Raw genomic sequence first — 15434 nt, forward strand, 5'->3', positions numbered from 1 at the left:
ACTTTCCTCGAACAAAGGTCGTATGATATCTCGAACGCCAAGACCCGTGAGCGGAAACTGAAAGTCTTGGAGGCGGCAGAGGAATTGAAATGTGAAAACCTGCTGTTGATAACATGGGGAACGGACGATATGGCGGAATACAAAGGGCATACAATAAAAATCGTATCTGTCCGGAATTGGTTTTACGCATGTAAGCTGCCATATATTCTCAACATTCCAGTCGTTACAAGTCAAAAAGCCACCGACACGCCGCATCCGGATCGATGGCTTTTTATTCCCTGTTCAGATTCAGTGTCCTCTGCCCGTCATAGAACACCTCATTGTCGTAGTCGGTGGCAATCCTGATAGTGTCTCCTTTCTTGAAGAACCGGCTTTTGGCCACGTGCAGGCGCATAACGTTCTCCTTTCTTTCAGCCGATGACTGGTTGAGCGAAACAAGGTGCGTGCACGGGCGGGCCAGACCTTTGGCCTCCGAACAGTTGTACTCGGTCAGCACGTTCCGCTCGTCATTCAGCCACTCCCGGTCTTCGATGGTAGACTGGTAAGTCACCACCATCCATACCTTTTCGTCCGCCGCCAGGTCCTTCAGGTCATTAGCCACCGCGATACGCTTCGCCCGTTCATGGTCGGCTCCCCATGAACGGCGGTTGGCATCCGTCAGCAAGTCCATCGAATCCACAATCACGATGTCCGGATTATATCCTTTGAGCTTCCTGTATTCCGAAATGCCGTTCTTGATGTCGAGTGTCGAGACCTGGGCATTGAAACGCGGGTAACTGCGCACCGTGATGCTTCCGGCATACGAGGCGACCAGTTTTTCCAGATGTCTCATCTCCGTATCCGAAATCTTTCCCCGCTCGTAATAGTAGGCGTTCCTGGAAATCAGTCCGCCGGAATAGGCGTTCAACGCCTCTTCTTCCGAACCTTCCAGCTGGAAATGCAGCACATGCAGCCCGTCATCGATGTCCGCCCTGACACCGATCCATTTGGCGATGTGCGACTTTCCCACGCCTGTGCTGGCCAGGAAACAGGTCAGCTGACCTCGCAGGTTACGTCCGGCATTGAGCGCATCCAGATACGGGATGTAGAAGCGGGACACACGAGGGGCGGCCGAGCGTTCCTCTTCCTCCTCGCGCCGGCGGTTCCTCTCGAAACGCTCCTTGAAAGTCGCGGCCACATCGACGAACGAGGAACTCTTCAGCGTGAACCCTGCCAGCCACTCGGCATATTCCCGAAGAGTCTTCTCCGCCTTGTCCTGTTTGTTCTCGTTATACAGTTTCCCGACCTCCGCATAGACCGACTGCAACCGGACCCCCTTGATGTAGGACTCCAGCATGTCGGTCATCACCTCGGCACTCTGTCCCTCGTCATACTCCCGGAAAGTGTCTATCAGCTCGATGGCGTCGTAATCCTCATGGAAGGTCTGTGCCAGCACGGCATACGACGGCGGTGTCTTGTATGTCTTGAAGTGTACGGCTATCGCCTCCTGTACCTGCTGGAACGAACGGTCCGGCAGGTATTCCTTACGCATATGCCGGGCTAGGACAGCACACAACGGTTCCTGTCTGAGCGCCGTGGCATAGAGTTCATACAGGAACTCGGCACTGAGCGGATTGACGGCACTCATGGCTTCGCCTCCTTTTTCCGCCACGCCTCACAGCGGATACGGTACAGTTCCGGATAGCGCGCCTGTGTCCTTCTGCGGCATGGCTCCGCTTTCGCACATTTTGAGCATGACGGGGAGAAAGGCGTCCACATCAGCGTGGAGAGCGCACAGACGAGATATCCCGCTTCGGTGGAGAGCAGTCGCCGCTTGGTCGTCTCCTCGTATTCCGGATAAATAAAACGCCCGAACGGATGGCTGCGGCGGTCTTCCACTGCCCGCGCCAAATCATGCCGTGACAGCCCGAAACTCTTCAGCCACCGGTCCTCCCGGTAGCGGCGTTCCTTTCCCGAGCGGAGATAGCGGCCGATGGCTTTCTTTCCGAATGAATGGGAGACGTTCCATTTCCTGCGATACGCGGTATCATATCCGGAAATGGCATATGTCTGGCAGATACAGAAGTCGGACAGGCGTTCCGCACTGACGGAGACGACCTCCCGGCACAAGCCGTCGAAACACATCCCGAGCTGCCTGTCCGACTTGCCGCCGGTAGGGAACACAAAATCCGCCCACACCGTGGTGCGGACCAGCCGTGTAAAGAGCCTCCGGCATCCGTCAATCCATTCTTTTCTCTCCATCGCGTGTCAATAGTTTGCGCAGCTGCGTCTTGGCTAGGAAGATGCGGCTTTTTACCGTTTCTACGTTCCTGGTCTGCAAAGTACCGTTGTTATAGGTGATTTCCATGATTTCCCCGAGTTTGTAACCAGCCTGCTGCAAGAGCAGGGCTTCCCGGTAAATCGGTTTGAGCCGGTCCAGTGCCCAGAGGATGTCATCGTTATAGAACTCGCGGTAGTTGTCCATCCCCATGCTGTTTCCCGACGGTTCGTCCTCATCCGACAGCGAAGAGGATATTTCCGAAATGTCGATATTGTCGTCCGGGGGCATGCGGTTCCTGTTGCGGTTGTTCAGGTCCGCCACAAGCCGTTTGGTCACGGCATAGATCCAGGTCTTTACCGGACGGGCCGGGTCATAACTGTCCATATACTTGAAGAAGTTGGCCAACGCCTCGAGGTAGTTGTCCTCGATGTCCTCCTGGTTATAGGTATATTTGATACAAATGCTGTATATCAGATTCTTGTGCGGCATCACATATTTTCTGAGAAGTTCCGCCCTCTGTCTCGCGGATTCGTCTTCAGGCTGGAGAACCGCAATAAACACATCTTTCTTTTCCACGTTTCCACTGACTGAAAAGGTTGATAATGAATCTCATGTCCTAATCTGTCAGCTACCGTGAGCGTCAATTGAAAAAACGGGCGGCAGCATTACCGCCGCCCGGAAAAAATCCAAACCGTTGTCGGCTTGTCACAGCCTGTGCCTGCGGATGTAATAGTAGAAGAGGTGGCAGGCATCCGCCGCATTGTCATCCACCGGGACAATACCGTATCTGTCCTTGCAGGCCGCGACCATCTGCGTCTTGGTGGCGTGTCCGTCTCCCGTCGCCCATTTCTTGAGGACAGCCGGGTTGACGAACTCCGGTTCCGGGATATCCAGTTCATCGCACACTTCGAGCAGGATACCCCTGAGTTCCGAGAGCCGCCGCATGTCGTAGAAATGGCGGTTCACGCTCACATCCTCGGCCACGACGCGGCGGATGCCGTAACGACGGAGCAGCGAGAGCAGCGTAGTCCTGAAAGCGCCGTGCATCTTGTTGCCGTTGCGCCGTTTGCTTTCGGTGAAGTTCCATGTCCCGGCCTCATGCAGGGAGAAGTATCCGGTATGCGTGGCGATGTCCAGCGCCAGTACCTGCTCCCGGGTCAGTACGCTATTCTCCGAGTCTCGATTCGCCATTCTCTTTCACGATTACCAGTTTATGCGGATACCCTTCAGCCACATTCCCGTGCGAGACTACCAGCACGGTACCGCCGAGCGAGTTCAGCGCCTCGAACATGGAGGCCAGCCCCGCTTCATCGACCGCCTCGAGTATCTCGTCCAGCACGAGCAGATCCAGTCCCTTGTCCCCGTCGCAGTTGCTGTTCACGAGTTTCTGCATGGCAAGGATGGTCGCCAAATTCACACGGGCGGCTTCGCCTGCCGAAAACTTGCCGAACGAGCCGCAGTCCATGCCGTCGCGCAGCAGTGAGATGGAGATTTTCTCCCTTACCTTACCACTCTTGAGGACGGTATACCCGTCGAAGCGGATACGGATGTCGCTGCCGATGTCTTGCAGGAACTCGTTGGTGATACGGCTGAGCGCCTCGATTTTCGTGTTGGCCAGATAGGTCTTGAACTGCACGAACCGTTCCCGCTGTATCTCCAGGGCACGGACCCGGGCATCGACGGCCGTCTTGCGCCCTGCCGCCTCGCTGGACTTCCCGCGCGTTTCACGGAGAGTGTCCTTGAGCGATTGTATGAGGTCGGGTGAAGCCGCCTCATCCAGCTCCCGGATCGTGGCCTGCAAAGTGTCGATGGCGCAGGCCGCAGCCTGTATATCTTCCTTGCCTACCCGTATGCCGCGGTTCAGTGCGGCATTGCGCTCGTCTATGAATCCGAACACCTCGTCGAATACCTTGCGGCGGACACCTTCGATTTCACTTTGCAGGGCGGTAATTTCGGAAGCGATGCGTTTATGCCCGCTTTCCACCTCTTCCACGTGGCGGGTGGCATTCCTGATGGCCCGTTCGTGCCCGGCCAGCTGCTCCTCCCATCCGGTGCGTCTGCCTTCCAATATCCGGCGCTCATGGTTCAGCCGGTTCTGCTGCAACTCCACGGCATCCGTCTCCTCCTGCTTCTCATCGATACGGCCGTTGATTTCCGTGAGCTGCCGTTGACGGAGCTTCAGTTCCTTCATGCCGGCCTCGATGTCGAACTGTGGTTCTGCCACCAGAAACTCATGCCCGCAGAAAGGACAGGTGATGGAGCCGGCCAGTTTGTTCGAGAGGCCGTCAATACCGGCAGAAACGATACGCCGTTTATGACGCAGTTCCTCGATGCTGCCGGACAGGTCGCGCAGACGGATGTCGATTTCCCGCAGTCTCTCCGCAGTCGTATCGGACTGATCCCTGTATGCCTCACAGAATGCGGCATACTCCTTCTTGAACTGTTCCCAGCCGTCAGTCCTGTTTTTCAGTTCCTGTTCCGCCTGCTTCAAGATGGCATCGCAATCCTTCAGCCGCTCTGTGGCGGTCTGTAACCGTCCTTTCTTTTCGGCAATGACCTTGTCCCAGTCCGTCTGCCGGGCATCGGGAAAGAGGGACATCATTTCCGCTATCTTTTCCAGACATGCTTCCAATGCGGTATCTCCGGCTTCCAGTTCCTGCAAAGCCTCGTCCGCCCGCTGCACTCCGGCAAGCTGTTCCTCAAGCCTGTCCACGTTCTCGTGCCCGGTACGGATCTGCTCCCTCTTGGCCGCTATGGCCGTTTCCAGTCCCATGATACGTTCCACACGGGTACGCCCCCGCTCGGCTCCGGCTTCCTCCTCCTTGCGTATCTGCTCCTGTAACATCCCGATACGCCCGTCCAACCCGGCCAGTTCCAGTTCCACCTGCCGTTTCTTTTCAGAGAGCGGCACGATGTCTTCCTCCACTTTGGCGATGGCTTCATCCACCAGAATACCGTTGGAAAAGCGGTTGATGACCTCTTTCTTCTCCTTGTCCGATGACGAGAGGAAATCCTCATACCGGTATTTGGAAAGGATGAAATTGTTGAGCAGCTCGTCGCGTGTGATACCCAGTTTGTCAAGAATATACCGGTTATAGGCATCCACCGAAGGCTGTACCGCTTCATCGGTTACCACCTGCTTGCCGCCACGGTAAAGCGTACAGCTGACAGAGGAAGCCCCCTTGCGCGGGATACGGCGGTTGACGAGCAGTTCCTCGGCGGCGGAATCGTTGATGAAACGCAAAGCGATACGGCATTCTTCCGCTGCATCGTTGATAATCTCCTCCGAGCGTATCTTTCTAAGCGGGCTGCCCGTGATACCCACGGCAATGCATTCCAACAGGGCAGACTTGCCGGCCCCGTTCGACTGCTGGGACTCATTGTCCCGGTTATCGCCGAAAATCAATGTCGTCACGCCTTGCCGCAGCATGTAGGACAGCGAACGGAAGGCGCAGAGATTTTCGGCTTCTATCGTCTTTAATTTCCACATGATCTGTTTTCTATTCTAGATAAATACTCCAATCCCATCGACACATCCTCGATCTGTTTCTCCCGGCAGAAGTCCTCGTAGGTTTCCCGGATGCGGCGGCTGTCGAATTTCTCGAAGAGCGAAGAGGATACCGCCTCCGGCAGCTGCTCGTCATCGGCAACCAGTTCTACCTTCGCCGCTCCGGCTTCCAGCAAGGCGGCTTTGTCCACCGATTTCATCGCGGCGGCAGGTGCATGGACACGCACCTTGACCTTGTAGCGACCATCGGCCTCCATTTCACGCAGCTCGTCCATCAGGTGCAACCCGGCACGTTCCGCCGGCATATCCATGACACGGTACCGCATGTTCACGCGGTTCTTGACAAACTCGTACGTGCCGTCCGTATACAGCACCGTGTATCCTTTCTCCTCGTCCTCCCCGAAGTTATGCTGGCGCGAGGAACCGATATATTCGATTCCCGTCCCCGGAATGACGGTACGGTTGTGGTAATGGCCGACAAAGACCTTGTCGAAAGGAGAGAATATCCTGGCAGGCAGTTCCTTTTCCGAAGGCTGTGCCAATGCCCCGTTGATACCCTCATGGATGTAGAGGAAGTGCTCCGGTTCTCCGGAAAGCGCTTCCGCAGCCAATCGTCCGAGCCTTTCGGCAAAAGAGCCGTCTTCCGGAAAATAGCTCATTACATGGAGCGCGAACTTCCATTCCGGGCGGCACAGGGTCAGGTACTCATCCACGACAGTCACATTCGGATGCCGGTCGAAGACATGACAATATCCGCGCAGGGATTCCTGGTTCACCTTGTCGTGGTTCCCTTCCGCCAGCGTGACATGAATGTCATGGTCCGCGGCGGATACAAGCATATCCCTGACGGCCAGCAGGACATCGAGTGTCTGGGCGGCACGGGAAAAGAACAGGTCTCCTCCGACAACCACTTCCCGGATATCCCGTTCCCTGCAAATTCCCATGGCCTCCTGCCAGTTGGCCTGGAATGCAGGGATGTTGTCTTTCGAGATGTGGATGTCATTCAATAACAAAAGGCAGGGTTTGTTCTCTTTCATACTAAGTGATTGTGATTAGGACGGGAGGCCCGGATGCCTCCCGTCGGATTAGAATTCAAGAACTTGTGAAAGGCTTATCTGCGGTGGCGGGGACGCCCGGCACGCTCTTCCGTTTCCTCCGGCTGCTCTTCTTCCTCCCCGGGGACATCCTCCGGTTCGTCACTGGGCTTCGGACCCTCCATCTCGCTTTCGATCAGGTCGAGTAGTTCCCGGTTGCTCGTGGAGCGTGTAACACGCACGGAGAGCCCTTCCTGCTCGATGTAGCCGCGGATCATCGCACGCAGCTCCTGGCCTTCCTCGGTCTTCTCACCGAGTTCCTGCCGCTGAAGCTCGTCATAACGTTCGAAAAGGTCGTCCAGCGAGATGCCTCCACCTTCACGCCCGTTTTCTCTGTTATCTTTCGTACGGCGGTCGAACGAGAACGCGGATATATCCTCCTTGGGCAGTTCACCGTCCAGCGTGTCGATGACCGTCTTCATTTCATCCGTCTCCATGAGCGACATGCCGTAGATACCGTCGCACTGTTTGAGGAACTCGACGGTGGCTCCCAGATGATAACGGGTGTAGCGGTAGATGATTTCCGGGATACGCGGCGCACCCATCAGGGCGGTCAGCTCCTCCTTGGTCAACGGTACCGGTTCCGATTCGTTGTCAATGGAAATGACATACTCGGTCTTGGCTCCGTTCTTGCGCTTTTCAATCTCCACCGGATAGGCGTCATACACCGAGGAAATCGGGCACGGGTAAGACGGATTCTTGGCCAGTTTCTTGCTCCACAGCTTGAACTTCCTCTCATCCAGATCCTTGAACTGGGCATGGGAAAGGGTCATCATCTGCACGCCTTTGGCTCGTTCACCCAGGTCGAATACATAGAGACAGTGGCCGTAACTGTATTTCAGACCGCCTCCGAACGAGCCCCCGGCAATCTTTTCCGCCAGTTTGTCGTCCCCGTCCTCTTTTGCGGCTTCGACGGCCATGCGGCGGTAAGTCTCGATGGGATCAACGCTATATCCGGCATCGGTAGCGCGGGTGACAGTGACATACATCTTCTGGGGCTTGTTCCCCGTAGCGGGTTTCTCCAGCTCCAGAAGCAGCTGGTGGACGGGATACTCATAGCCCGGACGTGTCGGCGAGCCGTCCGGATTGGGAGCGATGGGCAGGATACGGAGACGGTAAGTCCCGAACTTGTCCATGCGGAAGAACTCCGTACGGGCGAACGCCCTGTTCTCCTCCTGGGCACGCAACTGTGCCTCCTGATAAGATTCCTGAACGCCGAGGAACATTTCCTCGACAGACATGCCTTCCATGCCGTTGTTCTTTTCTTCTTCTTGCATAAACGCTTTGTTTTATGGATTTAAAAATGCCCGAAGAATGCGACACGGTATACCCGCATCGCAAAGAAACTGGTAACAGGACGGACGGGTTCGGTTGCACCGTCCGCGTTCAACTGATAAAATTGGGAGAGGATGTCTCGCTGACCGTATCCCGAAAGAGGATACTCATTTGACAATATGGAAAGGTCTTGCAGCGACCGTGGAATACAAAATTAGGCAAATTACCCGGAACAGCCATACATGTACATGAATGTTTCTCACCGGCATTGTCCTTCAGCGCATTACCGTTTCATTTTAAGAATGCTTTTAATCTCCCCGAGCAGTCTGTCGCCGCCCGGCGCGTTCCGCGCTTCGGCAAGCAGCCTCCTGCGGTTCCGGCGGATATACTCTTCTCTCTTGCGGCGGCATATGCCTTCATAGTAGGCTTTGCGCTCCGGCGTGAGCCGTTTCCCGCGCCGGCAATAGACCCCGTCCCGGCGGTACTCGTCCAGGTAGCGGCGGAACTTCGCCTTGCCGCAGGAAGGGTCTTTCGATGCCTCCGCCACCGACCGTATGACCTGCCAGTCCGGCTCGAAGGGCTGCTGCGTGGCGCATAACCTGCGGAGCAGATGATAGACTACCGGCATCTCATACCGGAGCATGAAGCCTATCCGTGTCTCGTCGAAAGGAAAGCGCTTAAGCGTCCCCTGCGGTCTTCCGTCTTCTCGCTTTCGGGGCTTCTGCTGCCGGGGAGACGGTTTCTTCTGCGGCTGCCGCCTGATTTTCTTCTGTTTCATGATGTTGCGGTTGAATGGTTTGCTGTACGGTTTCACGGACGGGAACGTTCCTGCGCTCCGCAATCCTCCGGCGGCTTTCAATATCGCCGTTTACATTGAGTTTATGTTTCATGACTATACAAAATAGGTGAAGTTGAGTTCTACATTGACATTGTACATACCGCGCTCGTAAAGCTGTATCCTGCGCGAACCGCCGTAGATGGTGAACGAGGAGCCCCGGTTGTACTTGTGGTCATCGTTCCAGTCAGCGGCGCTGCAGCGCACGCTGTATCTCGGGGGCTGTATCTTGTTCGGGATGACGGCAACGATGCCGCCCCAGTTGCTGCCGTCCCTGCGTGCGGTATTGATATACCCCTGTATGGACACGATATTCCCGATCTGGCGGATAAACAGCCCCTGGGTATCTGTTCCCGAGCCGCTGTTCTCCATGTGCATCCATCCCGTATCCGCCAGCAGGGGCTGGTATTCTTCCGCATAGGCGGCTCCGATAGCGCGGCAGGCCTGCCGTTTCGCCTCCGCTGTCGGCAAGGACAGGTCGGAAAGTTTGCCGTCCTTGCGCAGGTAGTCCTTGACGATTTCGTCTTTGGACAGCACGTCCAACTTGTTCCGCAGGAGCTGCCGGGCTTCCATGGGGGATTTTCCTTGCCCGGTCAAAAAGTCGATGTAATCCTGGAACAGGTTTTCAAGCGCGGCGAAGCGGGCGTCCGCCCCGGCCTTGGTATACAGGTTCAGGTTGGTGGCGATGGTATCCTTTTCGGAAGCGTTGTAGCCGCCCATCAGCCGTTCCGCCTTTTTCTTGAGTTCCCTGACAACCTGCGAGGTCATCACGTATCCCTCGACCTGTGCGTGCGAAATGCCGCCTTCATCTATGTAGGCGAACGAACCGGTCTTGATTTCCAGCAGTTTGTCCCTGAGTTCGGGTGTGAAGACAATGCCCTCGTAAGCGGAGTCAGTCCCGAGCTTGCCGTCCATCATCCGGTCTATCTCGGCCGTGGAATAGACTTCGAGGTTCTTGCGTGCCTTGCCCTTGTCCGGAAGGTCGGACAGGTTCGAGGTCTTGGCCAGTTTCAGCTCCCCGGTACCTTTCTTTTCGGCATCGAGGGTATCCCTGACGGCCGCCTGCCGCTTTGCTTTCAGTTCGGCGGCTTCCTCTGCCGTCAGCCCGCTGATCTCGTCCGCCGTCAGGCGCACCAGCTCCTTCAATCCTTCGGAGATTTCCAGAAATACCTCCCCGGCTTCCGCTTTGGAATAGACATCGATATTCTTCCGGGCGGCAGCCTTGTCCATGACATCGGAAAGGTTCCCGTCGGCGGAGAGTTTCATTTTCAAAGCCGCCGCGACGGTTCCCGATGTGACATAACCTTCGTCGCCCTCCGTCAGTTCTCCGGTAGTGATAGCCGCCAGTTTCTTCCTGTATTCGGTCGTGAAGTCTTCGGTAGAGAGCTGTTTGCCTTCTACCACATCCACTTTCTTTCCCATCGCCTCCGTAAAGGCCCTGACGGTCACATAGGTGTCGGACACGGATTTTCCGTTGATTTTAAGCGTACCGAGCACATCCACCGCTCCCAAAGGGGCAAGCACGATGTCGCCCAGAGCGTTCCTCAGCGCAAAACGGAAACTGTCAGCGGTGTCGAAGCCGACGGTGGCGAGCAGCGCGGCGGCACTGTCGCGCCAGGTAATCAGGTTTGTCAGCCTGGCATTGTCTTTCGTATAGGCGGTATTCTGAATATCGATACCCCGTCCGGTGCTTTGCAGGGAGAGCAGTCCGCCGACCTGCAGGGTGGCGGTACGCCCGATGACTTTCAAAACAGGTGTGGTGCAGGCTTTTCCGTCATGCACGGCAAAGTCACGGTATTTTGTTCCGCCGCCCTCCGTGCCGTGGTAATTGATACGGATACAACCCTCATCCGTCACATCCGAGGTGTTATAGATGTCGTATCCCTTGATGCGGACAGCCCCGATCCGGGCGTTTTCATTCAGCGAAGTACCGCAGGATATGCCGTCTTCCGTAACCCTGGCCAGTTCCTTGCCTTGTTTCATGAAACTGAACGTGCCGTCCGTCCGGATGACAATCTCGTTGACAAGCAGACCGTGCAGGTAGGCACCGATGGCGGCATGGCCGTCCGCCTTGACGATGCCTTTGAGCATGTAGCCGTTCCCGCCGCTGACGGAGACGGCGGTCTTGGAGCTGATTTCTTTCTGCCCGGTGAACGTTCCGGCCAGCACCAGATCCTTCTTGACGGTCTGCCGGGCAAAAGGTGTATCGAGCAGGACAGCATAGCGGCCGAAGAACTTGTCGATGAACCGGGGTGCATAGCTCTCCGTCACCTCGATGGCCGCCGGCAGTTTGTCAGTAACCGGATCGACCGTATCCGGGACAGCCTTGGCTCCGGCACAGAGATAACAGGTACGCCCGCGCTTGTTGACCTCATTGGCGTAGACCACCGATTCATGCCGGTTGATTTCGTATATATAATAGGGATAGACAGCATCGGCGCAGCCGTCGAAACGGCGTACCTTTCCGCCGAGCCAGACATAACCCGGGGAGACGCGGGGACCCTCGATCTCGCATCCGGAGATGATGAAGTCCGAGCAGCCGTCGAAGATGGCACTCAGGCTCAGGGTAAGCTCCTGCAAGTTCAGGATGTCGTCCGAATAGGTATAACGTCCGCCGGTTTCGGCTACATATTCTTTCATCTTATTCTATGCATTGTGATTGGGTTCATATTCTTCACTATCGATTTTTATCAGATAGGTCTTGCCTGCAATCTTATAACGGTTCACCACGTACGACAGCATGTAGACGAACTCCCTCGCGGGTATCGCGACCGGCGGCACGCAGACCATGAAACTGACCTTGTTGATTGGTTTCTCTTCGGCGAGCCGGTAAAACGGACGCGGAAGTTCCGCCTCGTCCGTGGCCGTGATCTCCTCACCGTTATACCATACGGTACAGGGCCGCTGGTACTGGGCATACTCGTGGTAAAGATCCACGCCGATGCTTTCGCTCTCCCGGATGAAGATACGGTCTCTGTCGTCTTTGAGGTACTTTCCGAATTTGTAGTTCAAATACCACTCGAAGTAGATGACCTGCGAGGTCATGCGCGCCTCGATATGCCGTTCCCGTGCAAACGTACGGAACCGTTCGTTCAGGCTTTGCAAGGGATAGAGGCAGCTCTGCACGAAGAGGATGAACCGCCGTCCCGACAGGTAGTGCGGCACGAGCCGGTTCACCGAACGGTCTATGGGCAGCTTATATCTCATGGTTTTCGACTTTGAGCGTGATGGCTTCCCGGAAGGTCGGCAGTTCCGACTCCTCGTCCTTGCGCGAGGACTCTTTCAGGTAGCCCGAGGCGGTGTATGTCATGCGGCCGACACGTTGCAGGGGCTGGATTTGCCCGTCCGTATCGTGGCAAGCAATAAACACGCCCTGCTCGGGGATTGCCGTCTCGTCGATATAGACGTCTGTAACGTGTTCGGCACGGCGTATGGCATCCGTCAGGCGGGAGACATAGACCGCAGCGTCGAAGTCGATGCCCATAATGTAGTCCCGGATACGGGTCTCGATGCTGTCGTACATCTCCGCCTCGGGAACGGCACCATCGTAGAAGACCGTAAGACGCGGCACCAGCACGTCGCCTTTGGTCGAGATGACCTCGATGCGTGTGCCGGCGAATTTCAGCTTGCCGATATAGGCATTGATGGGCACCAGCTCCTCGGCGGGAATAGCTTCCAGATGTCCTTTCGTGCCGGTAGCGATTTTCAGTACCAGCTTGCTGTCGAGGTTGCTGTCGTCCGTGCTCTCCACATAGGAGACCTGCGTAATGATGCGTTTGGTCTCATCGACCTGGGCATACCCGAAAGCCAGTCCGTCCTCGCGGACGGTCAGCTCGTCGCCCTGCTGGTATTGCAGCAGCGCATTGGCGTAGTAGTCCGGCGTGCCGTTGATCCGGTTGTTGATGGCTTCCGAGATATCCACCGCGAAGACATCAAGCAGCGTCTCGAAACTGTAGATGACAGCGGCTACGGTCCATAGGATACCGTTCATGACAGACAGCTTCGAGTCGCTGGCGAACTCCGTCAGTTCCAGCCGCCGGTTGCGTTCCTGCACGGCTTCATTGTATATCTCCTTAATCGTCCGGCTCATTCCACTGTATAGGTTATATCGTCGATAATGAATTTCCACGCGCCACCCTCATTCCAGGCCTCCTCGTGCAGGATGACCCATACGGCTTCCATGCCCGAGGCGATACGGTAGCGCCCCGTTTCGGTATCCCGGTCCGGCTCCCGATAGGTTCCCGTCGGGGCTGTAGGTAAAATGACCGTGCAATTCCGTCGGTCGCCGTAATGTTCCACAAGGGTTGTCAGGTAATGATCTATGACTGTCGGTTTCAGTCGGGCGGCGGAGAGGTCGAGTGTCATCAGTTCCCGGCATTCGGCAAGCGGTGCAAGATCGGCCAACGCGCAATTCGACAGGTTCAGGCTGTAGGTTCCGGAAAGCAGCCGCAGGCTCTCCAAGGAGAGTGTGGCGTGCGTGAGCGTCAGCTCCTCCACCGGCAGTGTCTGCACCAGTACCAACGACCGCGGTTTGAGCCCGCTCCAGTCGATACTCCGGAAGCAGGCATCGGTAAACCAACGGATACGACGCCTGTCCCTGACTTTGTTGTCGAAGGTATGGGTGAGCAGCTGCGGCGTGTCCGCGAGGAGGACGGTCTCGGTGTCGCTGTTGTCGCCCCAGTCGATTTCCAGCTGTCCCGCACCGGAAACGGCACACTGCACGGTGATGATCCCGGCAGCGAGCGTGAGGACGACAGCAAGCGGCAAGGTGAACGTTTTGGGATAGACATGCCGTTCACCGTTAGCGGGGACGATGCCGTGCAACCCGTTATAGGCGACTACATCGGCGCGGATAACGAAATCGTCCGTGTAGACAAGTTCCCGGCCGGCAGTCAATGTCGTGGCGAAGGAGAGATCGGGGTTGTTGATGAGCAAATCCACGACTCCCTCGATGCTGCCGTACAGGTACAGGGCCACATCGTAGATATTCTGTCCGGCTACGACCCTGTACTTACCCATCGTTCTCCTCCTTTTCCTCGGTTTCTAAAAGCAGCTCTCCCGTGGCAGAATCCATATAGGCATTCTTGATGACGACCTTGTCCGACAGGAATTCCGACTGCAGTTTGGCGGCAAGACCGTTGTTTTCCAGACTCGAATGCAGGTAGTCGACGAGGCCGACACCTGTCGTAGAATGTTGGTAGAGATTTCCGGCTGAAGCTTTCAGCAGAAACGTCTCGTTCTGGGCTTTGGCGGCTCCTATTTCGAAGTCGGTCTCTGAGCCGCTGTACACGGCAAGGTAACCGTCCCGTGACAGCAGGTTGTAGACTCCCTTCTCATTGAGGGAGAAAAATGCGGCCAGGGCGATATCGGCCGTGCCGGCTTCCGTCTCCGCCACGACGGGAAACCAATGTTTGCCCGTCGCAGGATTTCTCAGGTACTCCGTGCCGCCCGAACCGCTTTCCATAACCAGACGGACCGTCAGGCGGCGCATGTCGGGCGTATAGGGAATCCTGACATGGAACCCTTTGCCGTCGTTATACGTGTACACGAAGCCGACGGGGACGGTAATCTCTCCGTAGCGGAAGGTGTCGTTGTCCGCACCCGCGACGGCATCGAGCAGGCGGAAGTCGTAGAAACTCTTGCCGGCGATATTGCCGGAAGTCTCCACCTCACCGTATTCGGCGTCCATTGTTATGTCCTGTCTTGCCATGAACGATACTTCAACAAAAAGCCCGACCATACATCAGAGTACGACCGGGCACTCTTTTCAAAAGAGTAGCGGCAGAAAGAAAGGATGGTTTACTTCTCCTGAATGAAATCGTAGATGCGCGACACGGTAGCCCACATATCGTCCGGAAGCTCCTCGTCCGAGATGCGTTCGCAGGCTTTCCGGAGATACTCCATCTCGTCCCCCGAGAACTCCACGGCAAGCGGTTTCTCCTTCTCCACATCCCATTCGATGCGCTTGTCCTCGGCATTCTCGTGAAGACCGATGGCTTTGCGCTCCTCGTCCGGAATGGCGATCTTGCGCAGAATCTCTTTTTTGAGGTTGAAGTCCTTGAAGTTGCCCCGTGCCGGCAAAAAGGACGGCAGGTAAAGGCGGTCTTTGACTGACAGTTCCATATTATTTATGCATTTTGTACGTTACTCTTTTTTATTTCGTCGATCATGGTATCGAAATCATGAAACAGGGGTGCAAGCGGCTCTCCCATAGGAATGTTGCATGAAATAACGCCTTGTTCCATGTAGATGATACCTATCTGCGGAGCGTTCCCCGAGCCATCCGTATCCTTCTTGCGGATGGAGGCGTGGACGCGGGTCAGCGCGTCATTGACGATGGAATATTCCAACTGGTAGTCGGCATTCTCCGTGCTCTCTTCGGCAACCTTGGTTACCGTTACGTTGGTGATGTTCATAATTCGCTTCTGTTTTTATTAAGTGTAGGGATATTCCCAGCAGAAA

At 56.0% G+C, this 15434-nt stretch carries 17 protein-coding genes; 1 reads left to right on the forward strand and 16 read right to left on the reverse strand.

Going from position 1 to position 15434, the window contains the following annotated elements; translation table 11 throughout:
* Positions 1–271: 271 nt before the first annotated feature.
* The 7 genes from AB5062_RS04350 to AB5062_RS04380 all read right to left on the reverse strand — a co-directional run bounded on the left by AB5062_RS04350 (position 272) and on the right by AB5062_RS04380 (position 8139).
* The gene (locus tag AB5062_RS04350; RefSeq protein WP_004293560.1) at positions 272–1627 is read right to left on the reverse strand and encodes a DnaB-like helicase C-terminal domain-containing protein; all 1356 of its coding nucleotides are present in this window, start codon (positions 1625–1627) and stop codon (positions 272–274) included.
* On the reverse strand, positions 1624–2241 hold the full coding sequence (locus tag AB5062_RS04355; RefSeq protein ID WP_008672745.1) for a hypothetical protein: 618 nt from the start codon (positions 2239–2241) through the stop codon (positions 1624–1626). The genes AB5062_RS04350 and AB5062_RS04355 overlap by 4 nt, the downstream gene beginning before the upstream one ends.
* Positions 2219–2821: an RNA polymerase sigma factor gene (locus AB5062_RS04360; protein WP_004322848.1), complete on the reverse strand. Its 603-nt coding sequence runs from the start codon at positions 2819–2821 to the stop codon at positions 2219–2221. The genes AB5062_RS04355 and AB5062_RS04360 overlap by 23 nt, the downstream gene beginning before the upstream one ends.
* Positions 2822–2965: 144 nt before the next feature.
* Positions 2966–3451, reverse strand: coding sequence for a crossover junction endodeoxyribonuclease RuvC (locus tag AB5062_RS04365; protein ID WP_004293563.1), 486 nt, complete (start codon positions 3449–3451; stop codon positions 2966–2968).
* Positions 3426–5750: an AAA family ATPase gene (locus AB5062_RS04370; RefSeq protein ID WP_117974427.1), complete on the reverse strand. Its 2325-nt coding sequence runs from the start codon at positions 5748–5750 to the stop codon at positions 3426–3428. Before AB5062_RS04370 ends, AB5062_RS04365 begins: the two co-directional genes overlap by 26 nt.
* Positions 5738–6805, reverse strand: a complete 1068-nt coding sequence (locus tag AB5062_RS04375; protein WP_004293565.1) for a phosphoesterase — start codon at positions 6803–6805, stop codon at positions 5738–5740. Before AB5062_RS04375 ends, AB5062_RS04370 begins: the two co-directional genes overlap by 13 nt.
* A gap of 74 nt (positions 6806–6879) precedes the next feature.
* The gene (locus tag AB5062_RS04380) at positions 6880–8139 is read right to left on the reverse strand and encodes a hypothetical protein (protein ID WP_004293566.1); all 1260 of its coding nucleotides are present in this window, start codon (positions 8137–8139) and stop codon (positions 6880–6882) included.
* 14 nt (positions 8140–8153) lie between these two features.
* Here AB5062_RS04380 and AB5062_RS04385 point away from each other — a divergent pair, with 14 nt between their 5' ends.
* The gene (locus AB5062_RS04385) at positions 8154–8312 is read left to right on the forward strand and encodes a hypothetical protein (protein ID WP_008672739.1); all 159 of its coding nucleotides are present in this window, start codon (positions 8154–8156) and stop codon (positions 8310–8312) included.
* Between the two features lie 108 nt (positions 8313–8420).
* Here AB5062_RS04385 and AB5062_RS04390 read toward each other — a convergent pair whose 3' ends face one another.
* The 9 genes from AB5062_RS04390 to AB5062_RS04430 all read right to left on the reverse strand — a co-directional run bounded on the left by AB5062_RS04390 (position 8421) and on the right by AB5062_RS04430 (position 15388).
* Positions 8421–8780: a hypothetical protein gene (locus AB5062_RS04390; protein ID WP_224241394.1), complete on the reverse strand. Its 360-nt coding sequence runs from the start codon at positions 8778–8780 to the stop codon at positions 8421–8423.
* 34 nt (positions 8781–8814) lie between these two features.
* Positions 8815–9027, reverse strand: a complete 213-nt coding sequence (locus AB5062_RS04395; protein WP_191835317.1) for a hypothetical protein — start codon at positions 9025–9027, stop codon at positions 8815–8817.
* Positions 9028–9029: 2 nt separating this feature from the next.
* The gene (locus AB5062_RS04400) at positions 9030–11612 is read right to left on the reverse strand and encodes a hypothetical protein (RefSeq protein ID WP_117974425.1); all 2583 of its coding nucleotides are present in this window, start codon (positions 11610–11612) and stop codon (positions 9030–9032) included.
* Between the two features lie 6 nt (positions 11613–11618).
* Positions 11619–12179, reverse strand: coding sequence for a hypothetical protein (locus AB5062_RS04405; protein WP_117974423.1), 561 nt, complete (start codon positions 12177–12179; stop codon positions 11619–11621).
* Positions 12169–13062: a hypothetical protein gene (locus tag AB5062_RS04410; RefSeq protein WP_004293574.1), complete on the reverse strand. Its 894-nt coding sequence runs from the start codon at positions 13060–13062 to the stop codon at positions 12169–12171. The genes AB5062_RS04405 and AB5062_RS04410 overlap by 11 nt, the downstream gene beginning before the upstream one ends.
* Complete coding sequence (locus AB5062_RS04415; RefSeq protein WP_004293575.1) at positions 13059–13991, reverse strand: hypothetical protein; 933 nt, start codon at positions 13989–13991, stop codon at positions 13059–13061. Before AB5062_RS04415 ends, AB5062_RS04410 begins: the two co-directional genes overlap by 4 nt.
* Positions 13984–14661 (reverse strand): hypothetical protein, encoded by a 678-nt coding sequence (locus tag AB5062_RS04420; protein WP_004293576.1) that lies wholly within the window; start codon positions 14659–14661, stop codon positions 13984–13986. Before AB5062_RS04420 ends, AB5062_RS04415 begins: the two co-directional genes overlap by 8 nt.
* 110 nt (positions 14662–14771) lie before the next feature.
* Entirely contained in the window at positions 14772–15095 is a 324-nt protein-coding gene (locus AB5062_RS04425) for a hypothetical protein (protein WP_004293577.1), read from the reverse strand.
* A gap of 5 nt (positions 15096–15100) precedes the next feature.
* Complete coding sequence (locus AB5062_RS04430; RefSeq protein ID WP_004293578.1) at positions 15101–15388, reverse strand: hypothetical protein; 288 nt, start codon at positions 15386–15388, stop codon at positions 15101–15103.
* Between the last annotated feature and the right edge of the window lie 46 nt (positions 15389–15434).

Source organism: Phocaeicola sp. RTP21359st1_B8_RTP21360_211022 (assembly GCF_040911965.1).
GTDB classification, from domain to species: domain Bacteria; phylum Bacteroidota; class Bacteroidia; order Bacteroidales; family Bacteroidaceae; genus Phocaeicola; species Phocaeicola vulgatus.